At 68.0% G+C, this 21382-nt stretch carries 26 protein-coding genes; 7 read left to right on the top strand and 19 right to left on the bottom strand.

What is annotated here, in order from left to right:
* Positions 1–25 precede the first annotated feature (25 nt).
* Both ACWGE0_RS17625 and ACWGE0_RS17620 read left to right on the top strand, forming a co-directional pair.
* Complete coding sequence (locus ACWGE0_RS17625) at positions 26–364, top strand: hypothetical protein (protein WP_319970212.1); 339 nt, start codon at positions 26–28, stop codon at positions 362–364.
* Positions 365–388: 24 nt separating this feature from the next.
* Entirely contained in the window at positions 389–1102 is a 714-nt protein-coding gene (locus ACWGE0_RS17620) for a lysophospholipid acyltransferase family protein (RefSeq protein ID WP_452261934.1), read from the top strand.
* Between the two features lie 239 nt (positions 1103–1341).
* Here the strand turns inward: ACWGE0_RS17620 and smc are convergent, their stop codons facing one another.
* Genes smc through ACWGE0_RS17600 form a run of 4 tightly spaced genes read right to left on the bottom strand, consistent with a single transcriptional unit; the run spans position 1342 to position 6522 of the window.
* On the bottom strand, positions 1342–5034 hold the full coding sequence (smc, locus tag ACWGE0_RS17615; protein WP_452261933.1) for a chromosome segregation protein SMC: 3693 nt from the start codon (positions 5032–5034) through the stop codon (positions 1342–1344).
* Between the two features lie 60 nt (positions 5035–5094).
* Entirely contained in the window at positions 5095–5700 is a 606-nt protein-coding gene (locus ACWGE0_RS17610) for an anti-sigma factor family protein (protein WP_452261932.1), read from the bottom strand.
* On the bottom strand, positions 5697–6203 hold the full coding sequence (locus ACWGE0_RS17605) for a sigma-70 family RNA polymerase sigma factor (protein ID WP_452261931.1): 507 nt from the start codon (positions 6201–6203) through the stop codon (positions 5697–5699). Before ACWGE0_RS17605 ends, ACWGE0_RS17610 begins: the two co-directional genes overlap by 4 nt.
* Positions 6204–6249: 46 nt before the next feature.
* Positions 6250–6522, bottom strand: coding sequence for an acylphosphatase (locus ACWGE0_RS17600; RefSeq protein WP_452261930.1), 273 nt, complete (start codon positions 6520–6522; stop codon positions 6250–6252).
* Positions 6523–6603: 81 nt separating this feature from the next.
* On the opposite strand from ACWGE0_RS17600, the gene ACWGE0_RS17595 reads away from it, so the two are divergent.
* Entirely contained in the window at positions 6604–7329 is a 726-nt protein-coding gene (locus ACWGE0_RS17595) for a CAP domain-containing protein (RefSeq protein WP_452261929.1), read from the top strand.
* Here the strand turns inward: ACWGE0_RS17595 and ACWGE0_RS17590 are convergent.
* The gene (locus tag ACWGE0_RS17590; protein WP_452261928.1) at positions 7302–7763 is read right to left on the bottom strand and encodes a hypothetical protein; all 462 of its coding nucleotides are present in this window, start codon (positions 7761–7763) and stop codon (positions 7302–7304) included. The two genes, ACWGE0_RS17595 and ACWGE0_RS17590, sit on opposite strands and share 28 nt — an antisense overlap.
* A 174-nt stretch (positions 7764–7937) precedes the next feature.
* On the opposite strand from ACWGE0_RS17590, the gene ACWGE0_RS17585 reads away from it, so the two are divergent.
* Positions 7938–8435 (top strand): hypothetical protein, encoded by a 498-nt coding sequence (locus ACWGE0_RS17585; RefSeq protein WP_452261927.1) that lies wholly within the window; start codon positions 7938–7940, stop codon positions 8433–8435.
* Here the strand turns inward: ACWGE0_RS17585 and ACWGE0_RS17580 are convergent, their stop codons facing one another.
* Together ACWGE0_RS17580 and ACWGE0_RS17575 are read right to left on the bottom strand one after the other, a co-directional pair.
* Positions 8436–9116, bottom strand: a complete 681-nt coding sequence (locus ACWGE0_RS17580; protein WP_452261926.1) for a response regulator — start codon at positions 9114–9116, stop codon at positions 8436–8438. It abuts the gene before it with no gap.
* Positions 9113–11602, bottom strand: coding sequence for a DUF4118 domain-containing protein (locus ACWGE0_RS17575; protein ID WP_452261925.1), 2490 nt, complete (start codon positions 11600–11602; stop codon positions 9113–9115). The genes ACWGE0_RS17580 and ACWGE0_RS17575 overlap by 4 nt, the downstream gene beginning before the upstream one ends.
* Positions 11603–11932: 330 nt before the next feature.
* Here ACWGE0_RS17575 and ACWGE0_RS17570 point away from each other — a divergent pair, with 330 nt between their 5' ends.
* Positions 11933–12373 (top strand): MarR family winged helix-turn-helix transcriptional regulator, encoded by a 441-nt coding sequence (locus ACWGE0_RS17570; RefSeq protein WP_319970224.1) that lies wholly within the window; start codon positions 11933–11935, stop codon positions 12371–12373.
* A gap of 34 nt (positions 12374–12407) precedes the next feature.
* On the opposite strand, the gene ACWGE0_RS17565 is transcribed toward ACWGE0_RS17570, so the two are convergent.
* The 8 genes from ACWGE0_RS17565 to ACWGE0_RS17530 all read right to left on the bottom strand — a co-directional run bounded on the left by ACWGE0_RS17565 (position 12408) and on the right by ACWGE0_RS17530 (position 17539).
* On the bottom strand, positions 12408–13520 hold the full coding sequence (locus tag ACWGE0_RS17565) for a DUF1700 domain-containing protein (protein WP_452261924.1): 1113 nt from the start codon (positions 13518–13520) through the stop codon (positions 12408–12410).
* Entirely contained in the window at positions 13517–13843 is a 327-nt protein-coding gene (locus tag ACWGE0_RS17560; RefSeq protein ID WP_319970226.1) for a PadR family transcriptional regulator, read from the bottom strand. The genes ACWGE0_RS17565 and ACWGE0_RS17560 overlap by 4 nt, the downstream gene beginning before the upstream one ends.
* Positions 13844–14015: 172 nt before the next feature.
* Entirely contained in the window at positions 14016–14873 is an 858-nt protein-coding gene (gene mutM / locus ACWGE0_RS17555; protein WP_452261923.1) for a bifunctional DNA-formamidopyrimidine glycosylase/DNA-(apurinic or apyrimidinic site) lyase, read from the bottom strand.
* A 1-nt stretch (position 14874) separates the two neighbouring features.
* On the bottom strand, positions 14875–15075 hold the full coding sequence (locus ACWGE0_RS17550; RefSeq protein ID WP_319970228.1) for a hypothetical protein: 201 nt from the start codon (positions 15073–15075) through the stop codon (positions 14875–14877).
* An 8-nt stretch (positions 15076–15083) separates the two neighbouring features.
* The gene (rnc, locus tag ACWGE0_RS17545) at positions 15084–15890 is read right to left on the bottom strand and encodes a ribonuclease III (protein ID WP_319970229.1); all 807 of its coding nucleotides are present in this window, start codon (positions 15888–15890) and stop codon (positions 15084–15086) included.
* Positions 15891–15906: 16 nt separating this feature from the next.
* Positions 15907–16089, bottom strand: coding sequence for a 50S ribosomal protein L32 (gene rpmF, locus ACWGE0_RS17540; protein WP_030467958.1), 183 nt, complete (start codon positions 16087–16089; stop codon positions 15907–15909).
* A gap of 2 nt (positions 16090–16091) precedes the next feature.
* Positions 16092–16673 carry a YceD family protein gene (locus tag ACWGE0_RS17535; RefSeq protein ID WP_452261922.1) on the bottom strand — a complete coding sequence of 194 codons (582 nt, stop codon included), beginning with the start codon at positions 16671–16673 and terminating at the stop codon, positions 16092–16094.
* Positions 16674–16822: 149 nt separating this feature from the next.
* Positions 16823–17539, bottom strand: a complete 717-nt coding sequence (locus tag ACWGE0_RS17530) for a DivIVA domain-containing protein (protein WP_452261921.1) — start codon at positions 17537–17539, stop codon at positions 16823–16825.
* Between the two features lie 148 nt (positions 17540–17687).
* Here ACWGE0_RS17530 and ACWGE0_RS17525 point away from each other — a divergent pair, with 148 nt between their 5' ends.
* Positions 17688–18083 carry a GNAT family N-acetyltransferase gene (locus tag ACWGE0_RS17525; protein WP_452262088.1) on the top strand — a complete coding sequence of 132 codons (396 nt, stop codon included), beginning with the start codon at positions 17688–17690 and terminating at the stop codon, positions 18081–18083.
* On the opposite strand, the gene coaD is transcribed toward ACWGE0_RS17525, so the two are convergent.
* Together coaD and rsmD are read right to left on the bottom strand one after the other, a co-directional pair.
* The gene (gene coaD, locus ACWGE0_RS17520; RefSeq protein ID WP_319970232.1) at positions 18080–18562 is read right to left on the bottom strand and encodes a pantetheine-phosphate adenylyltransferase; all 483 of its coding nucleotides are present in this window, start codon (positions 18560–18562) and stop codon (positions 18080–18082) included. The genes ACWGE0_RS17525 and coaD overlap by 4 nt on opposite strands.
* A gap of 53 nt (positions 18563–18615) precedes the next feature.
* Positions 18616–19170: a 16S rRNA (guanine(966)-N(2))-methyltransferase RsmD gene (rsmD, locus tag ACWGE0_RS17515; RefSeq protein ID WP_452261920.1), complete on the bottom strand. Its 555-nt coding sequence runs from the start codon at positions 19168–19170 to the stop codon at positions 18616–18618.
* A gap of 31 nt (positions 19171–19201) precedes the next feature.
* On the opposite strand from rsmD, the gene ACWGE0_RS17510 reads away from it, so the two are divergent.
* Complete coding sequence (locus ACWGE0_RS17510) at positions 19202–19648, top strand: TFIIB-type zinc ribbon-containing protein (protein ID WP_452261919.1); 447 nt, start codon at positions 19202–19204, stop codon at positions 19646–19648.
* Here the strand turns inward: ACWGE0_RS17510 and ACWGE0_RS17505 are convergent.
* Together ACWGE0_RS17505 and ACWGE0_RS17500 are read right to left on the bottom strand one after the other, a co-directional pair.
* Positions 19599–20282 carry an SDR family NAD(P)-dependent oxidoreductase gene (locus tag ACWGE0_RS17505; RefSeq protein ID WP_452261918.1) on the bottom strand — a complete coding sequence of 228 codons (684 nt, stop codon included), beginning with the start codon at positions 20280–20282 and terminating at the stop codon, positions 19599–19601. The genes ACWGE0_RS17510 and ACWGE0_RS17505 overlap by 50 nt on opposite strands.
* A 19-nt stretch (positions 20283–20301) precedes the next feature.
* Positions 20302–21375, bottom strand: a complete 1074-nt coding sequence (locus ACWGE0_RS17500) for an MBL fold metallo-hydrolase (RefSeq protein ID WP_452261917.1) — start codon at positions 21373–21375, stop codon at positions 20302–20304.
* Positions 21376–21382: the final 7 nt, after the last annotated feature.

Genomic DNA, 21382 nt, shown 5'->3' with positions numbered 1-21382 from the left:
GGTGAGGGTGGGGGACTCTTCTACAGTGAGTGAGGAAACGATCCAACTCGATCTCAGCGAATCCGGGGTGGCCGTCGACCTGCCCTTGCCGACGAACAACCGGGACGGTGTCCAGGGTGTTCCCTACCGGCCGGTCGAATTCCGAGACGATGATCTGCCCACTGCCCTAGAACGTGCCGCCGCCTGGCTGCGGCAGACGCAGGACTGGCTGGGCGAGCCCGTGGACGTCATCGCAGTTCATCTCGACTACGACGACACCAAGGGCAACCCGTACTACGACCTCAAGTTGCTGTGCAACGACGAGGACCTCGCGGGTGTGCCAAGGGTCATCCGAGACAACGAAAGGGCCGCTACCGGTCAGTAGCGTTTACGGCTACCGTTCGGAAGCATGTCGGATCGCGTATATCCCCCGGTGATCGCCGCAGCGAAGCTCATGTTCAGGGTGCTGGACCTGCGGATCACCGTCGAAGGGGCGCACCACGTCCCGCGCACGGGTGGAGCGGTGCTGGCGTCGAACCACGTCAGCTACCTCGACTTCATCTTCGCGGGCTTCGGGGCGCGCCCATCGGGGCGCCTCACGCGGTTCATGGCGAAGCACGAGATCTTCGCCAACAAGATCGCAGGCCCGCTGATGCGCGGCATGCACCACATCCCCGTCGACCGGGGCGCGGGCCAGGCCTCCTACCAGCAGGCCCTGTCCGCGCTCCGCACCGGCGAGGTGGTCGGGATCTTCCCCGAGGCCACCATCAGCCGTTCGTTCACGGTCAAGGACATCAAGTCCGGCGCGAACCGCCTGGCGCACGAGGCTGGCGTGCCGCTCATCCCCATGGCGCTGTGGGGCACCCAGCGCCTGTGGACCAAGGGCCGTCCCAAGAACCTCACCCAGCGCCACGTGCCGATCACCATCCTCATCGGCGAGCCGTTCGAGGCCTCCCCCGACGACTCCGGCGACGGCCTCCTGCGCAAGCGGATGCAGGACCTGCTGGACACCGCCCAGGCGAACTACCCGACCGAGCCCGGCGCCTGGTGGGCACCCGTGCACCTCGGCGGCACCGCGCCCACGCCGGAAGAGGCAGCGGCACTGGACGCGCGCCGGGACTGAGCCCACGGCCGATACAAGGTTTTCACAAGACCCGTCCGGCAAGGTGATCCGTGCGCACCTGAAGTGGTGAGGTTGAAACTGGGGGACCTCACCCCTTCTGGCGCCGAGGTCGCGTCTGCACGGTGATACGGGGGACCTCCCTCCCCTAAGAGGAAGGTCACCGCGTCAGGCGCGGCCAGTGGTAAGAGGCCGCGGTCGGGGTTGGTCTTAGCCCCCCAGGCACCGCTCCGACCGCCCTCTCAGGCCTCGACGTCCGCCGGTTCCTGCGCGGACTCCGCAGAGTCAACCGGTGCAGACTCGACCGGCTCGGACTCGGCCGGCTCAGCCGCAACCTGCTCAACGGCCTTCGCGGGCTTGACGGGCTCGTCCGCCGTCGTGCGCAACCGCTGCGAGATCACCTGCGAGATGCCGTCACCGCGCATCGAGACGCCGTACAGCGCGTCCGCGATCTCCATGGTCGGCTTCTGGTGCGTGATGATCAGCAGCTGCGACCGTTCCCGCAGCTGCTCGAACAGGCTGATCAGCCGGTGCAGGTTCGTGTCGTCCAGCGCCGCCTCGACCTCGTCCATCACGTAGAACGGTGAGGGGCGGGCGCGGAAGATCGCGACCAGCATGGCCACGGCGGCCAGCGACTTCTCGCCGCCGGAGAGCAGCGACAGGCGCTTGACCTTCTTGCCGGGCGGGCGGGCCTCCAGCTCGATGCCGGTGGTCAGCATGTCGTCCGGCTCGGTCAGCACCAGCCGGCCCTCGCCGCCGGGGAACAGGACCTTGAAGACGATCTCGAACTCGCGCGCCACGTCCTCGTAGGCCAGCGTGAAGACCTCCAGGATCTTCTCGTCGACCTCCTTCACGACGGTGAGCAGGTCGCGGCGGGTGTCCTTGATGTCCTCGAGCTGGGTCGAGAGGAACTTGTAGCGCTCCTCCAGCGCGGCGAACTCCTCCAGCGCGAGCGGATTCACCTTGCCCAGCAAAGAAAGGTCGCGCTCGGCCCGCTTGGCGCGGCGTGCCTGCGTGTCGCGGTCGTAGGGCATCGGCTGCGGCTCGGTGACCTGCTCGCCGCGTTCCTTGGCGGCCTCGTACTCGTACATCTCGGCGGCCGAGGCGGGCACCATGACGTCGGGGCCGTACTCGTTGACGAGGTCCTCGAGCCCGATGCCGAAGTCCTCGGAGATCTTGGTTTCCAGCTGTTCGATGCGCAGGCGCTGCTCGGCGCGCAGGACCTCGTCGCGGTGCACGGCGTCGACGAGCTTCTCCAGCTCGCCGGACATCTCACGCACCACGTTGCGCACCTGGGTCAGCAACAGTTCGTGCTGCTGACGGCGTTCCTGGGCCTGGTCGCGTTCACGGGCGGCGCGGGCCAGCGAGATCTCGATGCGTTCCAACGCCTGTTCGCCACCGCTGACCACGGCCTTCGCGACCACGGCGCCACGCGCGCGGTGCTGGGTCGCACGGGCGTGGCGTTCACGGGCCTCACGCTCGGCGCGCGCGGCACGACGCAGTCCGTCCGCTTTGCCTTGCAACGCCCGTGCGCGCTCCTCAGCGGTGCGCTGCACAAGGCGTGCGTCCATCTCAGCCTGACGGGCCTGGGCGAGCTCAGCGGCCAGCTGGTCGCGCTGCTCGGTGTCCGGCTCGTCGTCGAGGGTCTGCTCCTCCTCGGCCATCAGCAGCCGCTCTTCGAGCTCGGCCAGCTTCAGCAGGGCTTCCTCGCGCGACCGCTCGACCTTGGCGCGCTGCTCGGTGATGCGGCTGACCTCGGCCTCCGCAGAACGCACCGCGGACGCCATCCGGTTCAGCCGCTCGCCGGAGCGGGCCTGGCGGACCTTGGCCTCCTGCACGGCTTCCTTGACCGCGTCGAGCACCTTGCGCCGGGCCTGCTGCTCGGCTCGGGCGCCTTCCAACGCCGCCGAAGCGTGTTCCAGCGCGCGTTCCGCCGTGCCCAGAGCCTCCTGGGCCTCGTCGACGGCCGCCTGGACCTCGATCACACTCTGGCCCTGACCGCCGGAGCCACCGACCGCCCAGTCCGCGCCGAAGACGTCGCCGTCCCTGGTCACCGAGCGGGTGTTGAGCCGGGCCGCGGTGTCGAGATCGTCCACCACCGCAAGGCGATCGAGCGCACGAGCCAGTGCGGGACGCAATGCCTCGGGGGCGTGCACGACGTCGATGGCCCACCGCGCGCCGTGCGGGAGGTAGCCCCACTGCGAGGTGTCCACAGTGGATCCGTGGGAGCCGATCAGCACGCCGGCGCGTCCGGCGTCCTTCTCCTTCAACAGCTTCAGCGCCTGCAGTGCGCCGTCACCGGACGCCACCGCGACGGCGTCGGCGATCGGGCCCAGCGCGGCGGCCAGCGCGACCTCGAAACCGGGTTCGACGGTCAGCAGCGCGGCGACGGAACCCAGCAGTCCGGGCACGTCGGACGCGAGCAGCACGCCCGCGCCGTCCTTGCGGGTCAAGCCCAACGACAGTGCGTCGACGCGCGCACGCCACGACGCGATGTCGCGTTCCGCGGTGCGTTCGGCCTTCACGAGCTCGTCGACGCGCTGCCGCGCCGCGTCGTTGGCCTGCACGGCGTGACGGTGGCGTTCGTCGAGGTCGTTGTCGCCCTCGTCTTCATAGCCGGTGACCGCCTGCGCCTCGGCCAGTTCGATCGACGCGAACTCGACGCGTTCGGAGGCCTCGGTAACCGTGACGGAGAGCCGTTCGATCTCCTCGGCGGTCGCGTTCGTCTTGCTGCGCAACGCTTCCACCTGACCGGACAGGCGGGCGAGGCCCTCCCGGCGGTCGGCGATCGCGCGGACGGCGGCGATGTGCGCCTTCTCCGCCTGCGACACCATGCGCTCCAGCTCGGCCCGCGTCTCCACGGCCTCCGCCAGCGCGATGCGCGCCTCGGTCACGCCTTCCTGGAGCTCCAGCTCCATCTCGGCGGTCTCCTCGGCCTCGCGGTCGAGGTCGTCCGGGTCACGGCCGCGCGAGGGCGCGTCCACGTCCGCGGACAGGTGGCGTGCTCGTTCGGCGGCGAGGCGAACGGTGCCGCGGAGGCGTTCCTCCAAAGCGGACAGCCGGTACCAGGTGTCCTGCGCGGCCTGCAGCTTCGGCGAGTCGGCCGCGACGCGCTCCTCCAGCTCGGTCTGCTGGTACTGCGCGGTCTGCAACGACTTCTCGACCTCGGCGCGGCGCTCGCGGGCCTTCGCCTCGTCGTGTTCTTCCTGCGCGATGTTCTCCCGCTGCGTCACCAGGTCGTCGGCGAGCAGGCGGAGTTTGCTGTCTCGCAGCTCGGACTGGACGACCTGCGCGCGGCGGGCGATCTCGGCCTGCTTGCCGAGCGGCTTCAACTGGCGGCGCAGCTCGGCGGTGAGGTCGGTGAGGCGGGTCAGGTTCGCCTGCATCGCCTCGAGCTTGCGCAGCGCCTTTTCCTTGCGCTTGCGGTGCTTCAGGACGCCGGCGGCCTCTTCGACGAACGCGCGCCGTTCCTCCGGTTTGGACTCGAGGATCGCGGCGAGCTGGCCCTGACCGACGATCACGTGCATCTCGCGGCCGATGCCGGAGTCCGACAGCAGCTCCTGGATGTCCATCAGGCGGCACGAGCTGCCGTTGATCTCGTACTCGGTGGCGCCCTCGCGGAACATCCGGCGGGTGATCGACACCTCGGTGTACTCGATCGGCAGCACGCCGTCGGAGTTGTCGATCGTCAGCGTCACCTCGGCGCGACCGAGCGGCGCGCGGCCGGACGTGCCGGCGAAGATGACGTCCTCCATCTTGCCGCCGCGCAGGTCCTTGGCACCCTGCGTGCCCATCACCCAGCGCAGCGCGTCGAGCACGTTGGACTTGCCGGACCCGTTGGGGCCGACCACACAGGTGATGCCGGGCTCGAAGCGCAGCGTGGTAGCCGAGGCGAAGGACTTGAAGCCCTTCAGCGTCAGGCTCTTGAGATGCACGCCGGGCAGAGTACCCAAACGCTTGCGAGTGATGCGTTAGGCGGGCCGTGACCTGCGCAATTATGGACGGAGAGTAACCAGCAGTCCTGATTCGTCCGACACTTCCAGGCGATCGATCTGGTCCACCCGGAACGACGTCGAGCCGGGAATCCGCTCTTCAGGGCCGTGATCGGACCCCCACCAGCCACCGATCTCCCGCTGTCCCCGCCGGTCGAACACGATGACCTTGCAGCGCGCGCCCGGTTTCACGTCACCGAGCTTGAACCACATTTCCGTGCCCCAGGACTTCGCAACCATCGAGACCTCACCGTCCACACCGGTGCCCGAGTCCTTCGCCGCCCAGATCGGCGCGGACGAGCTCGGTGCCGGCCGCAGGAAGAAGAGGCCGCCGGCCAGCGCGAGCAGGGTGAGGACGGCCGCGCACGCGATGAGCACGCGGCGTTGGCGGTGGTGGTTCGGCTTGGGCGGGCACTCGGGGATCTCGTCGAGGTTCTCGACGTCCTCCAGGCTCAGGCGGCCGAGCAGGCCCGGCAGCGGGGCCAGCCGCAGCATCTCGGCCTGGCACGCGTCGCAGGTCCCGAGGTGCTTTTCGAAGACGGACCGCTCCTTGAGGTCGAGCGACCCGAAGAGGTAGGCGCCGACGTCGACGGTGTGCTGGCAGCTCACGCCTCGGTCACCCCTCTTTCCTCCAGCGCGTCGCGCAGCGCCCGCAGTGCGTAGAAGCAGCGCGACTTGACCGTGCCCGGCGGGATGCCGAGCGTTTTGGCGGCCTCCGCGACGGTGCGGCGGCGGTAGTACAGCTCGATGACGACCGTCCGGTGCTCAGGCGTGAGCGCCCGCAGCGCCGACGCGATCTGCCACGTCTGCAGCACGTGCTCGACCTTGTCGCTGACCGGCGGCAGGTCCACCGGTTCGAGCGGCACCTCGGTCGCGCGTGCGTTGCGGCGGCGGTATCCGGAGATCACCAGGTTCTTGGCGACCGTGTAGAGCCACGGTGCCGCGTCGTCCGGGTTCAGCTCGTCGTAGTGCCGCCACGCGCGCAGCAATGTCTCCTGCACGACGTCCTCCGCCTGCTGATAGTCGCCATCGACCAGCCGCAGCACGTAGTGCAGCAGCGGGCCTCTCCAGCGGTCGTAAAGCTGGATGAGGACGTCTTCGGCGGAGTCCACGCTCCCTTACTACGCCACCCCTTTCGGAAAGGTTCAGCCAGGAGGTTCAGCGCTCCACGAACCCGGTCAGATCACCCCTGGCCTCCGACCACTGCTCACCGACAGATTCGACGTGTCCGGGGGTGTCACCCGAACGGAGAGCCTTCAGCAGTTGTTCACAGTTCTCCCGCGAACCCTCGGCCACGACCTCGACCCGCCCGTCCGGCCTGTTCGAAGCGCTGCCCACCAGGCCGAGTTCTAGCGCCCTGGCTCGCGTCCACCAGCGAAAACCGACTCCCTGAACCCGTCCACGCACCCACGCGTTTAGTCGCACGTCCACCTCCGAATGGTTGCGTAGTCACGCGAGGTGACCGAACACGCACTCTGGGGTTGTCACCCATTAGTGGTACGGTGCCGACCCGTGAGTGCCCGCAGCCTCTTACTCGGCCTGCTGATCGGTGCGACCGGAATCGGCGGTCTTGCCGTCACCGGGACTTCTCCTCTCGGCATCAGCTTCACCAACGCCGCACAGCAGGAGACCACCGACGCAGCGAACCAGTTCGGTACAGGCAACGCGGCCGCACCCAACAACAGACCGGCCCCCGCGGACAACACGGGCGTCGGCACCCCCACGGGATCGTCGTCTTCTTCCGCTCCCACCACGTCCTCGACGACGACCACCCCTCCTTCCTCTTCTTCGTCCGCCGCTCCCACCACCACGACGACGCCTCCCGAAGCGCCGAAGCCGCCGGCCCAGCCTCCGCAGACGCCGCCCGGCCAGTCGCCGGAGCAGGCCGTGCTCGCGCTCGTGAACGACCAGCGCGCCGCGAAGGGCTGCAAGGCGTTGGTGATCGACGACCGCATCACGACCGCCGCGCAGGGCCACAGCACCGACATGGCCACCCAGAACTACTTCTCGCACACGTCGAAGGACGGCAGGACGTTCGACAAGCGGATGAAGGAAGCGGGCTACCCGAAGCCCGGCGGCGAGAACATCGCGATGGGCTACGCCAACGCCAACGCGGTGATGGACGGGTGGATGAACTCCCAAGGCCACCGCGAGAACATCCTTAACTGCAGCTTCACCACCATGGGCCTGGGTCTCGACACCCGCGGCAACTACTGGACCCAGAACTTCGGTTTCTGACGGTTGAGCAGGGGAAACTTCGTGTACGAGAGCCCGGAACCTGACTCGCGCTCGCGCATTTTCCGCGGCGCGCCCCAGGTCGTCCTAGCAGCGTCCGGCGTCGTGCTGGCGACCGTCTTCGCCGCCGTCGCCTCGCTCGCCGCAGGCTCGAACAGCGCCAGCGAGACACCGGCCACGCAGCCGCCGCGCAAGGAGGCCGTGCGCGACGCTCTGAGCGTCGTGCCGACGTCCGCGCCGAGCTCGTCCGTCGAACTGACGTCGTCGTCCTCCGAGACCCCGACGTCGACCACGACCACGACGTCGAAGAAGCCGACGCGCGTCACGACCATCACGCGCCCCGACGGCACGACGACCACGGTCACGACCGACGACCCGCCGCCGGTGGTCACGTCGACGACCACTACGACCACCACCACGACGACAACCACCACCACAACCACCACCACGACGGACCCGACGACAACGACGACAACGCCGTAGGGTTACGCCCGTCACCGCCCAGTGACGCAGCGCTACACGAAGGTGTGGCGTGACTGAGGCTTTGGTGCGTTTCCGCCGATAACTCGAACGCAAGTCCATCCGACCGGGTTTCCCACGAGGAGATGGGTGTGTTCGAGGAAGATCATCCGCAGTCACCGGCCGAGCCGGCCCAGAAGAAGCGCGTGGGCACGGCGGTGATGCTGGCTGCGGGCGGCGTGGTCGTCGCGACGCTGTTCGCCACGGTGGCCTCCATGCTCGCCGCCTCCGGCAAAGAGGCGGCGCCGGAGCGCACGTCGGCCGACATCGTCCAGACCATCACCAGCGTCGCTCCGGACGGCAGCACCAGCACCGTCGTCGTGACGGTGTCCTCCGGTGCGCCCTCGTCGGGCAAGCCGGACCGCAAGCAGGCCGCACGCCCGCAGGAGCAGCCGAAGCCCGGCACGCCGGACCAGCCTCAGCTGACCACGGACCCGGCCCAGCCGTCGCAGCCGACCCAGACGCCGACCGTCCCGCCGACGTCGGACACCGAACCGCCGTCGTCCGCTTCGTCATCGGCGTCGTCGAGCACCGCGCCGCCGTCGTCGTCTTCGAGCTCGACCACTCCGCCGCCGGACCCGAAGCCCTAGTCAGGGCTCGAACCGGTACCCCATCCCGGGTTCGGTCAGCAGGTGCCGCGGCCGCGCGGGCTCCGGCTCCAGCTTCCGCCGCAGCTGCGCGAGGTACACCCGCAGGTAGTGCGTTTCCTTCTCGTACGCAGGTCCCCACACGTCCCGCAGCAGCTGCTTCTGCGCGACGAGCTTCCCGGCGTTGCGCGCGAGCACCTCCAGCAGACCCCACTCGGTCGGCGTGAGGTGCACCTCGGCCCCGTCCTTGAGCACGCGCTTGGCCGCGAGGTCGACGGTGAACGATGCGGTCTGCACGATCGGCTCGTCCTCGGGGCCCGCGACGGCCGAGCGGCGGACCGCGGCACGCAGCCTGGCCAGCAGTTCGTCCATGCCGAACGGCTTCGTCACGTAGTCGTCGGCGCCGGCGTCGAGCGCGTCGACCTTGTCGGTCGAGTCGGTGCGGGCGGACAGCACGATGATCGGCAGGGTCGTCCAGCCGCGCAGGCCGGCGATGACGTCCGTGCCGTCCATGTCCGGCAGCCCGAGGTCGAGGACCACGACGTCCGGCTTGCCGTCGGCGGCCAGGCGGAGTGCGGTGGCGCCGTCGTGGGCGGTCAGCACCTCGTAGCCGCGCGCGGAGAGGTTGATCCGCAACGCACGCACGATCTGCGGCTCGTCGTCGACCACCAGTACTTTCGTCACGAAGCCCTCTCATCGACCGGGAGTGAGATCACCACGGTGAGACCGCCACCGGGCGTGTCCTCCATGCTGATCGTGCCCTCCATCGCCTCGGTGAAGCCCTTCGCCACGCTCAGACCGAGACCAACGCCACCCGGCGTGCGGTCGCCGAGCCGCTGGAACGGGGCGAACACCTGGTCCGCCGTGTCCCGCGGCAACCCGCGGCCGTGGTCCACCACGCGCAGCTCCACCTCGTCGCCGTGCGCCGACGCCCGCAGCGCCACCGCACCCGCGTAACGCAGCGCGTTGCCGACGACGTTCGCGATCACTCGTTCGAGGAGTCCGACGTCGGCACGCACGGGCGGGAGCGACTCGGGGACGTCGAGCTCGATGTCCCCGCTCAAGCCGCTCAACGCCCGTGCGACGGCTTCGTAGTAACCGACCGCACGGAACTGCGGTTCGACGGCGCCGGTGGCGAGGCGGGACGAGTCGAGCAGGTTGTTGACCAGGTCGGTGAGCCGGTCCGCGGACTCCTCGACGGCTTCCAGCAGCTCGGCGGTGTCCTCGTCGGAGAGCTTCAGCTCCGGGTCGCGCAACGAGCCCACCGACGCCTTGATCGAGGTCAGCGGCGTGCGGAGGTCGTGACCAACGGCACTCAACAGCGCGGTCCGCAGCTCGGAGCGCGAAGCCTGGCGCTGGACTTCGAGGGCCTGCTCGGCCATGCGTTGCTGCCTCAGCGCGAGCAGTGCCTGGCCGGCTGCCGCCTCCAGCACGCGGCGGTCGGACGCGGGCAGCGAGCGTCCGCGCAACGCCAGGTGCACCTCGGGGGTGACCGCGATGTCGACGTCCGCCTCGTCGGGTTCGTCGCACGGGCTCGCGCCGACGCACGCCACGCGTTCCCAGTCGCCGTCTACGCGTTCCAGCAGCGCGACGGAGGTCAGACCGAAGTTCTCCTTCACCTTCTCCAACAGCCGTGCAAGCGGATACGGGTTCGTCAGCACGGTGCGCGCGTACGACGCGAGAAGTGTGGCCTCGGTGCGAGCGCGCGCTGCCTGCGTGGCACGGCGGGCGGCGTGATCCACCACCACGGCCGTGGAGGCACCCACGACGATCATCGCGAAGAAGGTGAGCACGTTCTGCTGTGCGTCGATGGTGAACGTGTAGAAGGGCTCGGTGAAGAAGAAGTTCAGCAGCAACGCGTTGACCAGCGCGGCGGCGATCGCCGGGCCCAGTCCGCCTACGATCGCGACCACCAGCGTGACCAGCAGGTACGCGATGACGTTGGTGGAGAAGTTCAGGCTGCCCCGCATCGACGTGCCGGCCGCCGTCACCAGCGCTGGCCCGGCGACCGCGAGGAACCAGCCCCACGCGAGCCTGCTCGGCTTGAGCGGACTGACGGCGAACCGCGCACGCCAGCCGCTGGTCGTCGCCGGGTGCGTGACCATGTGGACGTCGATCGCGCCGGACTCCTGCACGACCGTGGAGCCGATACCCGCCGAGAACGCGCGCGCGAACCGTGAACGGCGTGACGTACCGACCACGAGCTGAGTGGCGTTCACGCCTCGTGAGAACTCAAGCAGTGCCGTTGGCACGTCATCACCAACGACCGTGTGGAACGTGGCGCCGACGTCTTCCACGAGCTTGCGGTACTTGGTCAACGAGTGCGGGTCGGCTCCCGCTAGTCCGTCACCCCTCAGCACGTGCACGACGAGAAGGTCGCCACCCGCGCGCGTGGCGATGCGCCGCGCACGACGGATGAGCGTCTCGCTCTCTTTGCCACCGGTGATGGCGACGACAACGCGTTCGCGCGTCTCCCACGTGTCGGTGATCTGCTGTTCGGTCCGGTAGCGCAGCAAGGCGACGTCGACCTGGTCCGCGACCCACAACAGCGCCAGCTCGCGCAGCGCGGTCAGGTTGCCGACGCGGAAGTAGTTGCCGAGGGCTGCGTCGATCTTGTTCGCCGCGTAGACGTCGCCATGGGCGAGCCGGCGGCGCAGTGCTTCGGGCGTGAGATCGACGAGCTGTATTTGGTTCGCCTTGCGCACGACTTCGTCCGGCACGGTTTCCTGCTGCGGTACGCCCGTAATGCGATGAACGACGTCGTTGAGAGATTCGAGGTGCTGCACGTTGACCGTCGACAGGACGTCAATCCCGGCGTCGAGGAGTTCCTCAACGTCCTGCCACCTTTTTGCATTACGAGACCCCGGCACGTTCGTGTGTGCGAGTTCGTCGACGACGGCGACCTCGGGCGCGCGAGCCAGCACCGCGTCGACGTCCATCTCGGTGAGTTCGACACCGCGGTGCGTGGAGTGCCTGCGCACCACGATTTCCAGGCCTTCGACCAGTTCAGAGGTCTTCGCACGGCCGTGGGTCTCCACGAATCCTATGACCACATCTGTGCCGCGTTCCCGCCGCCGGTGCGCCTCGCCCAGCATCGCGAACGTCTTGCCGACGCCAGGAGCTGCACCGAGATAGATCCGCAGCTCACCACGCCTGGGTTTCGCACTCACCGCACCAGTCTGCTCCTGGCCCCGCGTGGGCTGTTCGGGGGTACGCACTGCGCCGCCCGGCCACACGAGTGCTCCTTCCCACATCTTTCGACAGAGATCTGTCTCGTTGAATCATGCTTCAGCGCGGCGCCCGTTCGAGTGAGCCTCACTGCACTTTTTACGCCGTTTACCAGCACATTTAAGTGTGCCGGACGCGCGCTGTGACACCCCGCGTCACCACAACGGCCGAATGGGTTATCGGCAGTTGGCGGATAGCGCGCGGAGCGTGAATGAGGGAAAGTGCCAGGGTTCGTGTCCGAATTCGGACAATCACATGCGCGCGGAGAAACGATGCCCACCACCGTCACCAACCACGAGGCACTTCAACTCGTGGTGGCCGTGCACCGGCTGGTGCGAAGTCTTCGACAGGCCGCTCCGGCCCGTCGTTTGCAACCCACCCAGTTATTGGTGCTGTCAGAACTGAGCGCCCACGGCCCGATGCGCATCGGCGAGATCGCGGTGCGCGCACTGTGTTCGCAGCCGACCGCGACAACCGTCGTGACCAGCCTCGAAGGCACCGGCCTAGTGCGAAGAGAGCCCGACGCCGCCGACGGCAGAGCGACGATAGTCGTGCTCACCGAAGTCGGCCGCGAGACGATCCTGTCGCTCGCTCACGGCGAAGCCGAACTATTGAGTGAAAGAATGTCCGAACTTTCGCCGGAAGACAGAGAACACCTGCGCTCTGCCATGCCAATATTGCGCCACCTGGCCGAACCGCAGGAGAACAAGTAGGAGCGGGACCCCCCGACGGGTCCCGCTCCAGGCATTACTTGCTGGGTGACACGGAAGTAGGTGACACCGAGCTTGAAGGTGTAACAACAGAACTCGACGGCGGTGTGTTGGTCGTTGATGTCGGCGATGACGGAGCGGACACACCTGGTGCCACCGTGTAACAGACACCGTTTTCGTAGTCGATCTTCGGCCGCGGATACCTGTTAGCAGGAATCATCGGTTCCGGGTCACTGCCACCGCAGCTGTTGTTGTTGTACTGACGCGGGGCGTTGATGGGATCGCCGTCCTGGTCGTACAACAGCACGTTGGTGAGCAACTTGCCGTTCTCGTCGTACGCATAGATGTTCTCGTACGACTGCACGCTCGGCACCTGCTGGTACGACGACCTGTTGTTGTAGGCGAGGTTGTTCGCAGTCACGTCGATCACCTGGAACAACAGCCCGACCGCCAGCGCCGAGGCCGGCAGGCTGAACCACAGCCACCGCCGGTCGGTCTTGGCGCGCGGCCCGGCGAACACCGACAACACGGCGATTCCGGCGATGGCCAGGAACCCGAGAATGTCGCGACTGGCGAGCAACACCGCCCCGAGCCCGAGCAGACCGGCCCGCACCAACCACCAGGCGGGCTGCAACGACCGCAGGTAGGTCAACGCCCGTTCCGCCGGCGTACCGGCCTCCGGCGTCAGCCACTGCTTGATCTTGATCGTCTCGGGCAACGCCATGATCTCGGCCTGCGTCGGCCCGCGATCGTTCACCAGCGCGAGGCTGAGCACCAGGATCACGCCGGGCAGCAACAGAATCGCCGGCTCACGCAGAGTCGTGGCGCCCGCGAGCAACGTGATGCCCGTGGCGATCCCCAGCCCCCACGCCGCCACCCGCGGCCTGGTCAGCAACTTCCCCTTGGTGGTGACCGGCAGCCGTTCGGTCCGCGGCGGATACCCCGCGGCCGACCTCAGCTCCTGCGCGTACTGATCGGGAGAACCGAGCCGCTGCTCGAGAGTCTCGTTCTCCCCGAGTTCCGTGGAGAGCTCGGCGACGTGCGCCTCGACGTCCTCCATGATCTCGGCGACCTCGTTGGGCGGCAGGTCGTCGAGGGCCGCACGCATCCCGGCCAGGTAGTACTCGACACCGAGCGCTTGGGTGTTCATGCTGCGACCTCCTCGAGCAGGCCGTCCAGCGTGCTGGCGAACGACCTCCACGTCTCCCTCGACTCAGCCAGGCGCACCCGCCCGGTCTCGTTGATGCTGTAGTACTTGCGGTGCGGCCCCTCTTCGCTGGGCACCACGTACGAGGTGAGCATCCCCGCGTTGTAGAGCCGCCGCAGCGTCCCGTACACCGACGCGTCGCCCACTTCGTTCAATCCCCCGGCGCGCAGTCTGCGCACCACGTCGTACCCGTACCCGTCGTCCTTGCGCAAAACCGCAAGGACGGCCAGGTCCAGCACCCCTTTGAGCAGCTGACTCGTGTCCATGGCCTCTCCCGCCCGCTCTTACGCCGTGAACACTACTACGCACTGCGCAGTACTGTCTAACGCGCGTTACGGCTTCGAGATCGTCAAAGCGTGTTCGAACGTGCGCGCGAGAAGTCCGCTCAAGCGGATGACGGCGCACAAATAGGACGCGGAACCTACGGGGAGGGTTGGCTCAGCTGCGCGGGCGCGGTTGGCAGCGCGGGCAGGAGTACGAGGAGCGGTTCATGAACGGCTCGCGGATCATCGACGCACCGCACCGCTTGCACGGCCGGTTCTCCTGGCCGTAGGCGTTCAGCGATCGGTCGAAGTACCCGGACTGCCCGTTGATGTTGACGTACAAGGCGTCGAACGACGTCCCGCCCTGCCCGAGCGCCTCACGCATCACATCGGCGGCGTGGTCCAGCAGCTCGGCCGCCTTGGGCTTGGCCAGCTTGTCCGTCATTCGGGTGCCGTGCAAACGAGCACGCCAGAGGGCCTCGTCGGCGTAGATGTTGCCGATGCCGGACACGAGGGTCTGGTCGAGCAGTGCGCGTTTGATCTCCGTGTGACGCAGACGCAATGCACGCACGGCAGCATCGCGGGAGAAGAGAGGATCCATGGGGTCGCGCGCGATGTGCGCGACGGAATCCGGCACGAGGGTGCCGTCGACCTCGACCAGCTCGGCCAGAGCGAGGCCGCCGAAGGTTCGTTGGTCAACGAAGCGAAGCTCCGGGCCGCCGTCGGTGAACCGGAAGCGGACGCGCAGATGCTTCTCGTCGGGAGCCGACGAGGGTTGAACGAGCATTTGGCCGCTCATGCCCAGGTGCGCGAGCATGGCGGCCTTGTCGGCCAGTTCGACCCAGAGGTACTTGCCGCGGCGCTTGGCTGCCACCATCGGTTGCGAGGCCAAGCGCGCGCAGAAGTCCAAGGAACCCATGTCGTGCCGGCGGATGGCGCGTGGGTGCAACACCTCTACCGAGGAGATGACCCGGCCGGCGACGTGGGCTTCGAGGCCGAGGCGTACTACCTCGACCTCTGGGAGTTCGGGCACGTCAGGCTTCGGACTTGCCCTCGTCGATGGGCTGCGCTTCGATCACGGCGGCCTGCGGCTTGGTGGGCTTGAGAACCCACACACCCGCGCGGCTCGTGTCCCTGACCAGCACAAGTCCCTGGATGCCTCCGTTGCGGGAGGTGTTCACGGGGCCGCGAGCGGAGCGCGTGCGGCGGTTGGTGCGGTACCTGGTCGCATACATTGCGTGTCTCAGTCTTCCTCGGATGGGAGGGTCCCTGGCGGCGTCACCGAGGCGCCGTTCTGTCCGTTCGCGGATCGGACCGACTCCTGCTCGGCCTTGACCCGCTCCGACAGAACATGATAAGCCGCTTCAGCGGCTTTCTGCTCGGCTTCCTTCTTGGTGCGCCCATCACCCTTGCCGTAGGGCTGGCCACCGACGAGCACCGTTGCGGTGAACTCCTTGCGGTGATCCGGCCCTTGGTCGTCCACGCGATACTCCGGGACGCCGAGACTGGCTTGAGCGGTGAGCTCCTGCAGGCTTGTCTTCCAGTCCAGTCCAGCACCCAGAAGCGGAGCTTTGGCCAAGAGTGGATCGAACAGCCGGTGAACGAACGTTCGTGCGGTATCAATACCGAACTGCAGGTACACCGCACCGATGACGGCCTCGAGACCGTCGGCGAGGATGCTCGCCTTGTCCCTGCCGCCGGTCAGTTCTTCGCCACGACCGAGCAACAGGTGTGCGCCCAGCCCGCCCGGTCCCAGGTCACGCGCGACACCCGCGAGAGCGTGCATGTTCACCACGCTGGCGCGGAGCTTCGCGAGCTGACCCTCGGGAAGGTCGGGATGAGTGCGGTAGAGGTGGTCGGTGACGACCAGCCCCAGCACAGCGTCTCCCAGGAACTCGAGACGCTCGTTCGGCGGCAGGCCGCCGTTCTCGTACGCGTACGACCTGTGGGTGAGCGAAAGCCCGAGCAGCTCGGCGTCCAGCTGGACGCCGAGCGCTTCGGACAGAGTCGCGCGGTCGGCTTGCGGAGCGCGCGGCGGCTTTCCCCCCACTACGAAACCGAGGAGATCAGGCCGGCTGAGCGACCTGGCGGCCAGCGTACTGACCACAGGCCGGGCAGGCGACGTGCTGCGGCTTCGGCTGGCGGCAAGCCTTGTTGGAGCACGCCACCAGGTGCACGGCAGACGTCTTCCACTGGGAACGGCGCGCACGGGTGTTCGAACGCGACATTTTCCGCTTCGGGACGGCCACGACTACTTCTCCTCGTTGTTGTCATCGCTGAACCGCTCTTGCAACGCGGCCCACCGAGGGTCAATCGTCTCATGCCCGTGGTCGGGCCCGAGCTCCGCCCACCTGCCACCACACTCGGGGCAAAGCCCCTTGCAGTCCGGCTCGCAGAGCGGCGCCTGCGGCAGCGCGAGGACGATCGCGTCCCGCACCACAGGCTCGAGGTCGATCAGATCGTTGACGATCCGGCTGACCTCGTGTTCATCAGTGGTCTCGTCCGTGGTGCTGTCCGGCCACGCGTAGAGCTCCGTGACCCGGACTTCAACCTCATCGGTGAGCGGCTCGAGACACCTCGAGCACTCCCCCGCGACCTTGGCGAACGCTGTCCCCGACACGAGCAGGCCCTCCACGACCGATTCGATCAGGAGGTCGAGCTCAACTTCCCCGCTCTCGGGCACCGCGATCACCCCGAGCAGCCCCACACCTTCGCCGGGGACCGACCTGACAAGGGGTCGGCTCAGACCGGCGCGACGGCCGATGTCCCTGGTGTCGATGACCCAGGGACTGGATGCTGTGGGACGCGTGGACGCGTGACGATGCTCAGTCATGATTTCGGGTTGTTGCTGGCGGGGACCTACCACGTCCAGCCGGTCCAGGGTACGGGACGACGGCCTCGCGCGTGAAATCCGCAGGTGATCGCACCTGCAAGACGTAGCGCGAATCACACGTTCAGTCGCCCCGCACCCCAGCTGGTTCGTTAAGAACCGTAGTCGAACGGCGCAGCGGCCCCCGCGACGGCTGGCCCGCGCAGGTGCGAACGGCCCTTGCCGACCGACCTGAGCGTGTGTGCGAGGAGGTCCTCGAAGTCCGCGAGCTTGCCGTCGACGTACGCGTCGCACTCCGACCGCAACCGGATCGACTCGCTCTGCGCAGCGTCCAGCAGGCGCGCAGACTCGGCGTGCGCCGCCCGGACGACCTCCTGCTCGTTGACGAGCCGGGCCTGCTCGGCACGGCCGTCTTCGGTGGCGCGCTCGTAGTTGGCACGGCCGGCCTGGATCATCCGCTCGGCCTCGGCGTGCGAACGACCCACCAGGTCGTCGTACTCCTGCCGACCGGCGGCCACGGTCCGTTCCGCCTGGTCTTCCGCTTCGGCGATCATCCGCTCCGCTCGCGCCCGCGCGTCGGACAGCATCGCCTCCGCCTCGGCCTGCGCCTCGGCGAGCATGCGATCAGCGTCCGCGCGTGCCTTCGACACCCCGGACTCAGCCTCGTGCTTGGCCTTGCCGACGACCTCGTCGCGGTGGTCGAGCACGTCCTGCGCGTCGTCCAGCTCCGCGGGAATGGCATCGCGCACGTCGTCGAGCAGTTCGAGCACATCACCGCGCGGCACGACGCAGCCCGAGGTCATCGGTACTCCGCGCGCTTCCTCGACGATCGTGACGAGCTCGTCGAGTGCCTCGAACACCCGGTACACGTCTCACTCCCTAACCCCTGTGGATCCCACCCACAAGTGTGCCCTGCCGATCTCCCCCGAAGAGGGAGATCGGCAGGGCGTGTCAGGATTTGCCGTGACCATCACCATCAGGCAGGCCACAGCAGCCGATGTAGACCCGATCGTGGCGATGCTCGCCGACGATCCCCTGGGCGCCACCCGCGAACGCCCCGGCGACCCCGCCTACCTCAAGGCCTTCGAGGTCATCGACGCCGACCCGCACCAGTACCTGGCCGTCGCCGTCTCCGACACCGCCGAGGTCGTGGGCACTCTGCAGCTCACGTTCACGTCCGGCCTGTCCCGCCTGGGCATGACCCGCGCCACCGTGGAAGCCGTCCGGGTGCGCTCCGACCAGCGCGGCAACCGCCTCGGCGAAGTCCTCATGACCTGGGCCGTCGACACGGCCCGCGCACGCGGCTGCGGCCTGATCCAACTCACCACGGACGCCTCACGCACCGACGCCCACCGCTTCTACGAGCGACTCGGCTTCACCGCATCGCACGTAGGCATGAAACTCTCGCTCTAACGAGTCTCGGCCAGGCGCTGCTGCAACCGCTGCTCGATCGTCGCGGGCAGCAGCGTCTTCACGTCGCCGCCGTACGTCGCGACCTCCTTGACCAGCGAGGACGCCAGGAACGAGTACGCGGGCGTGGCAGGCATGAACAGCGTGTCGACCCCGGTGAGCTGGTGGTTCATCTGCGCCATCTGCAGCTCGTAGTCGTAGTCCGTGACCGCGCGAAGGCCCTTCACAATGGCCTTGATGTCGTTCTCGCGGCAGTAATCGACCAACAGCCCGTGCCACGAGTCCACGCGCACGTTCGGCCAAGGCTGCGTGACCTCGCGCAACATCTCCATGCGCTCTTCAACGGAGAAGAGCGTCTTCTTGGTCTTGTTGATGAGCACAGCGACGACGACCTCGTCGAAGAGATGCGCGGCTCTCTCGATGATGTCCAGGTGACCGTTGGTTACCGGGTCGTAGGAGCCGGGCGTCACGGCACGCGTCATAAGCCGGACGTTAGCACCCGATCGGACGCCTCCAGGCGTGTCCGTGGTTCTCGTCACCCATCAGAACGCACCTGACCCCAATACACAGCCGTGTCCCCGTATCGCTTGGCACGCAAGGGTTCCACTTCCTCCGGCCACGCTGGTTCGCTGCTCCTCGAAGCGCGTTCGACGATCAGCACCGCGTCAGGGGCCAATCTGTCTTTGAGGCCGTGCAGCACTTTCGCGAGCTCGTCGTCCCCCACCGCGTACGGCGGATCCGCGAACACGACGTCGAACCGCTCCCCCTCGGCTGTGACGTACGCCTCGGCCGTCCGGTTGGCGATCACCACGCCGGCGAACCCGAGCTCCCGCGCGTTCGCCTTGAGGACCTCGGCGGCCCGCTTGTCCGACTCCACGAACGTCGCGTGCCCGGCCCCGCGGCTGAGCGCCTCGAACCCCAGCGCCCCCGACCCCGCGTACAGGTCCAGCACCCGCGCCCCGTCGAGGTCCATCATCGCCTCGAGGGAGCTGAACAGCGCTTCCCGCACCCGGTCCGACGTGGGCCTCGTGCCCTTCGGCGGCACCTTGAGCCTGCGCCCCCCGGCGGTCCCGGCAACAATTCGCGTCACCGGTTCATGCTCTCAGGTGCATCCTGTGCCGATGACCCGCCACCGCGACTCGGGCGACTGCCTGTGCGACCTGGCCGCCCACCCGGTCCTGGTGGTGTGCCCCGCCTGCGCGGCTCAGGCCGTGGTCGTCTCCGGCCGCCTCGTCTGCACCGACTGCGCCCACGTACGGCCTTACGAGCGCATCTGGTGCTGGGACGATCACCGCTTCGTACCGGACCTGTGGCTCCGGACGTCGTGCGCCGGCCACACCCTGTGGGCGTTGAACACCCAGCACCTGGATCTGCTGGAGTCCTACGTGACCGCGACGCTCCGCGAGGATCCGCCTTCGACGTCCGTGCGCCGGATGACGGTCCTCGCGAAACTCCCCGCGTGGCTGAAGTCGGCGAAACACCGCGACGAGGTGCTCCGCGCCGTCCGCCGCCTGCGCGCTACCGCCCCAGGTGCGCCCCGCCGTTCACCGCCAGCACCTGCCCCGTGATGTGCCCCGCCCGTTCCGACGCCAGGAACGCCACCAGCGCGGCCACGTCCTGCGGCGTCCCCGCCCGCCCGTTCTTGGTCTGCCCGATGAGCGTGTTCAGCCGGTCCTCGGTCATCGAGTCGCCGAAGAACTCCGTGTCGACGATCAAGCCGGGCGACACGACGTTCGCCGTGATCCCGCGCGGGCCCAGTTCCCCCGCCAGCTCCGCCGTCCACGCCTCCACCGCTGCCTTCGCAGCGCCGTAGCTGCCGCCGCCCCGCCGACCCGCGATCGAGCCGAGGGTGATCACGCGACCGTTGTCCACGAGTCTTGGGGCCAGCGCCTCGGTGACCAGCACCGCGCTGACGACGTTGGACTCGTAATTGGCGAGCCACCGCGTCTTGGTGTCGGCGTGGCTGATGACGCCTCCCGCGTTGTTGACCAGAACGTCCACACCAGCCGGAAGATCGGCCAGCACCGCCTGGACCGCGTCGGGGTCGGTGGCGTCGAACGCCACGTGCCGGACGTCCGGGACCTGGGCCAGCACCTCCGCACGGCGCCCGGTGATGGTGACGTCAAGTCCTTGTGCGACAAGCTCCAGAGCGATGGACCGGCCGATGCCGGTGCCACCACCCGTGACCACTGCAGTGCGCATGCTTCCCCCAACGAAGTCGTCAGGCGAGAGCCTGCCACCACCCGTCAACCTCATTCGGCGCGTCCACGTCGACCCGCTCGCCCGGCCGCGGCACCGCCAGCTTCAGACCCCGGGCCTTGGTCTCGCGCCACACCCGGTCGACCGGCTCCGTCCACGAGTGCAGCGCGAGGTTGAACGTCGCCCAGTGCACCGGGATCAGCAGCCCGCCACCGAGATCGTCGAACGCCTGCACGCCTTCCTCCGGGGTCATGTGGATGTCCGGCCACGCGTCCCCATATGCCCCGACCTGCATCAGCACCGCGTCGAACGGCCCGTGAGCGGCCCCGATGGTCTTGTAGCCGGGGAAGTACCCGGTGTCACCGCTGTAGAACACCGAACGGGACCCGCGCGAGATCACCCACGAGGCCCACAACGTCACGTTCCGCTGCACGGACCGTCCGGAAAAGTGTTGCGCCGCAGTGCAAGTGAGCTCAAATCCGTCCACGGAGAAGGACTCGTCCCAGTCCAGCTCGACGATCCGGTCCGCAGGCACGGACCACCGGAGCAGATGCGCCGCCAACCCCAACGGCACCACGAACACACACGACGACGAAGCGACCAACGCGTCCACAGTCGCCATGTCGAGGTGGTCGTAGTGGTCGTGCGAGATCACGACTGCGCTCAGAGCGGGCAAATCCGACAACTCATGTGGAACCGGGTGCAAGCGCTTGGGTCCGACGTGTGCCGAGGGCGAGACGCGGTCGCTCCACACGGGATCCAGGAGAACCGCGGCGCCGTCGATCTCGATCAACGCGGACGCATGGCCGTACCAGGTCACGTGCAAACCGGATGAAACCGGCGCAGCGGGCCCGACCAACGGCACCGCGGCGGACGGCTTGCGGTCCTTGCCGCCGAAGATGAAGTCGCGGACGGAGAAGGAGTCGCGGTCGGGGACCGTGCTGACTTCCTTGTCGTTGTGGAACTTGCCGTCCCGGTAGCGCGGCGATCGCGACATCTCCACGGGGTCGGGCTTGCCGCCCAGCTGTCTGGGCACGTCCCGCAACGCCCACGCCACGCCCGCCAGTCCGAGCAGGCCGGCCAACGCCTTCTTCATCATCGAA

This window comes from Lentzea sp. NPDC054927 (assembly GCF_053610285.1).
This window is presented reverse-complemented; position numbering and strand designations above follow the sequence as displayed.

Coding starts and splice junctions, on each gene's coding strand:
- ACWGE0_RS17620 (WP_452261934.1), top strand. CDS start 389: ATGTCGGATCGCGTATATCCCCCGGTGATCGCCGCAGCGAAGCTCATG.
- ACWGE0_RS17570 (WP_319970224.1), top strand. CDS start 11,933: ATGCCCACCACCGTCACCAACCACGAGGCACTTCAACTCGTGGTGGCC.
- ACWGE0_RS17565 (WP_452261924.1), bottom strand. CDS start 13,520: ATGAACACCCAAGCGCTCGGTGTCGAGTACTACCTGGCCGGGATGCGT.
- ACWGE0_RS17560 (WP_319970226.1), bottom strand. CDS start 13,843: ATGGACACGAGTCAGCTGCTCAAAGGGGTGCTGGACCTGGCCGTCCTT.
- ACWGE0_RS17550 (WP_319970228.1), bottom strand. CDS start 15,075: ATGTATGCGACCAGGTACCGCACCAACCGCCGCACGCGCTCCGCTCGC.
- ACWGE0_RS17535 (WP_452261922.1), bottom strand. CDS start 16,673: ATGACTGAGCATCGTCACGCGTCCACGCGTCCCACAGCATCCAGTCCC.
- ACWGE0_RS17525 (WP_452262088.1), top strand. CDS start 17,688: ATGCTCGCCGACGATCCCCTGGGCGCCACCCGCGAACGCCCCGGCGAC.
- coaD (WP_319970232.1), bottom strand. CDS start 18,562: ATGACGCGTGCCGTGACGCCCGGCTCCTACGACCCGGTAACCAACGGT.
- ACWGE0_RS17510 (WP_452261919.1), top strand. CDS start 19,202: ATGACCCGCCACCGCGACTCGGGCGACTGCCTGTGCGACCTGGCCGCC.
- ACWGE0_RS17505 (WP_452261918.1), bottom strand. CDS start 20,282: ATGCGCACTGCAGTGGTCACGGGTGGTGGCACCGGCATCGGCCGGTCC.
- ACWGE0_RS17500 (WP_452261917.1), bottom strand. CDS start 21,375: ATGAAGAAGGCGTTGGCCGGCCTGCTCGGACTGGCGGGCGTGGCGTGG.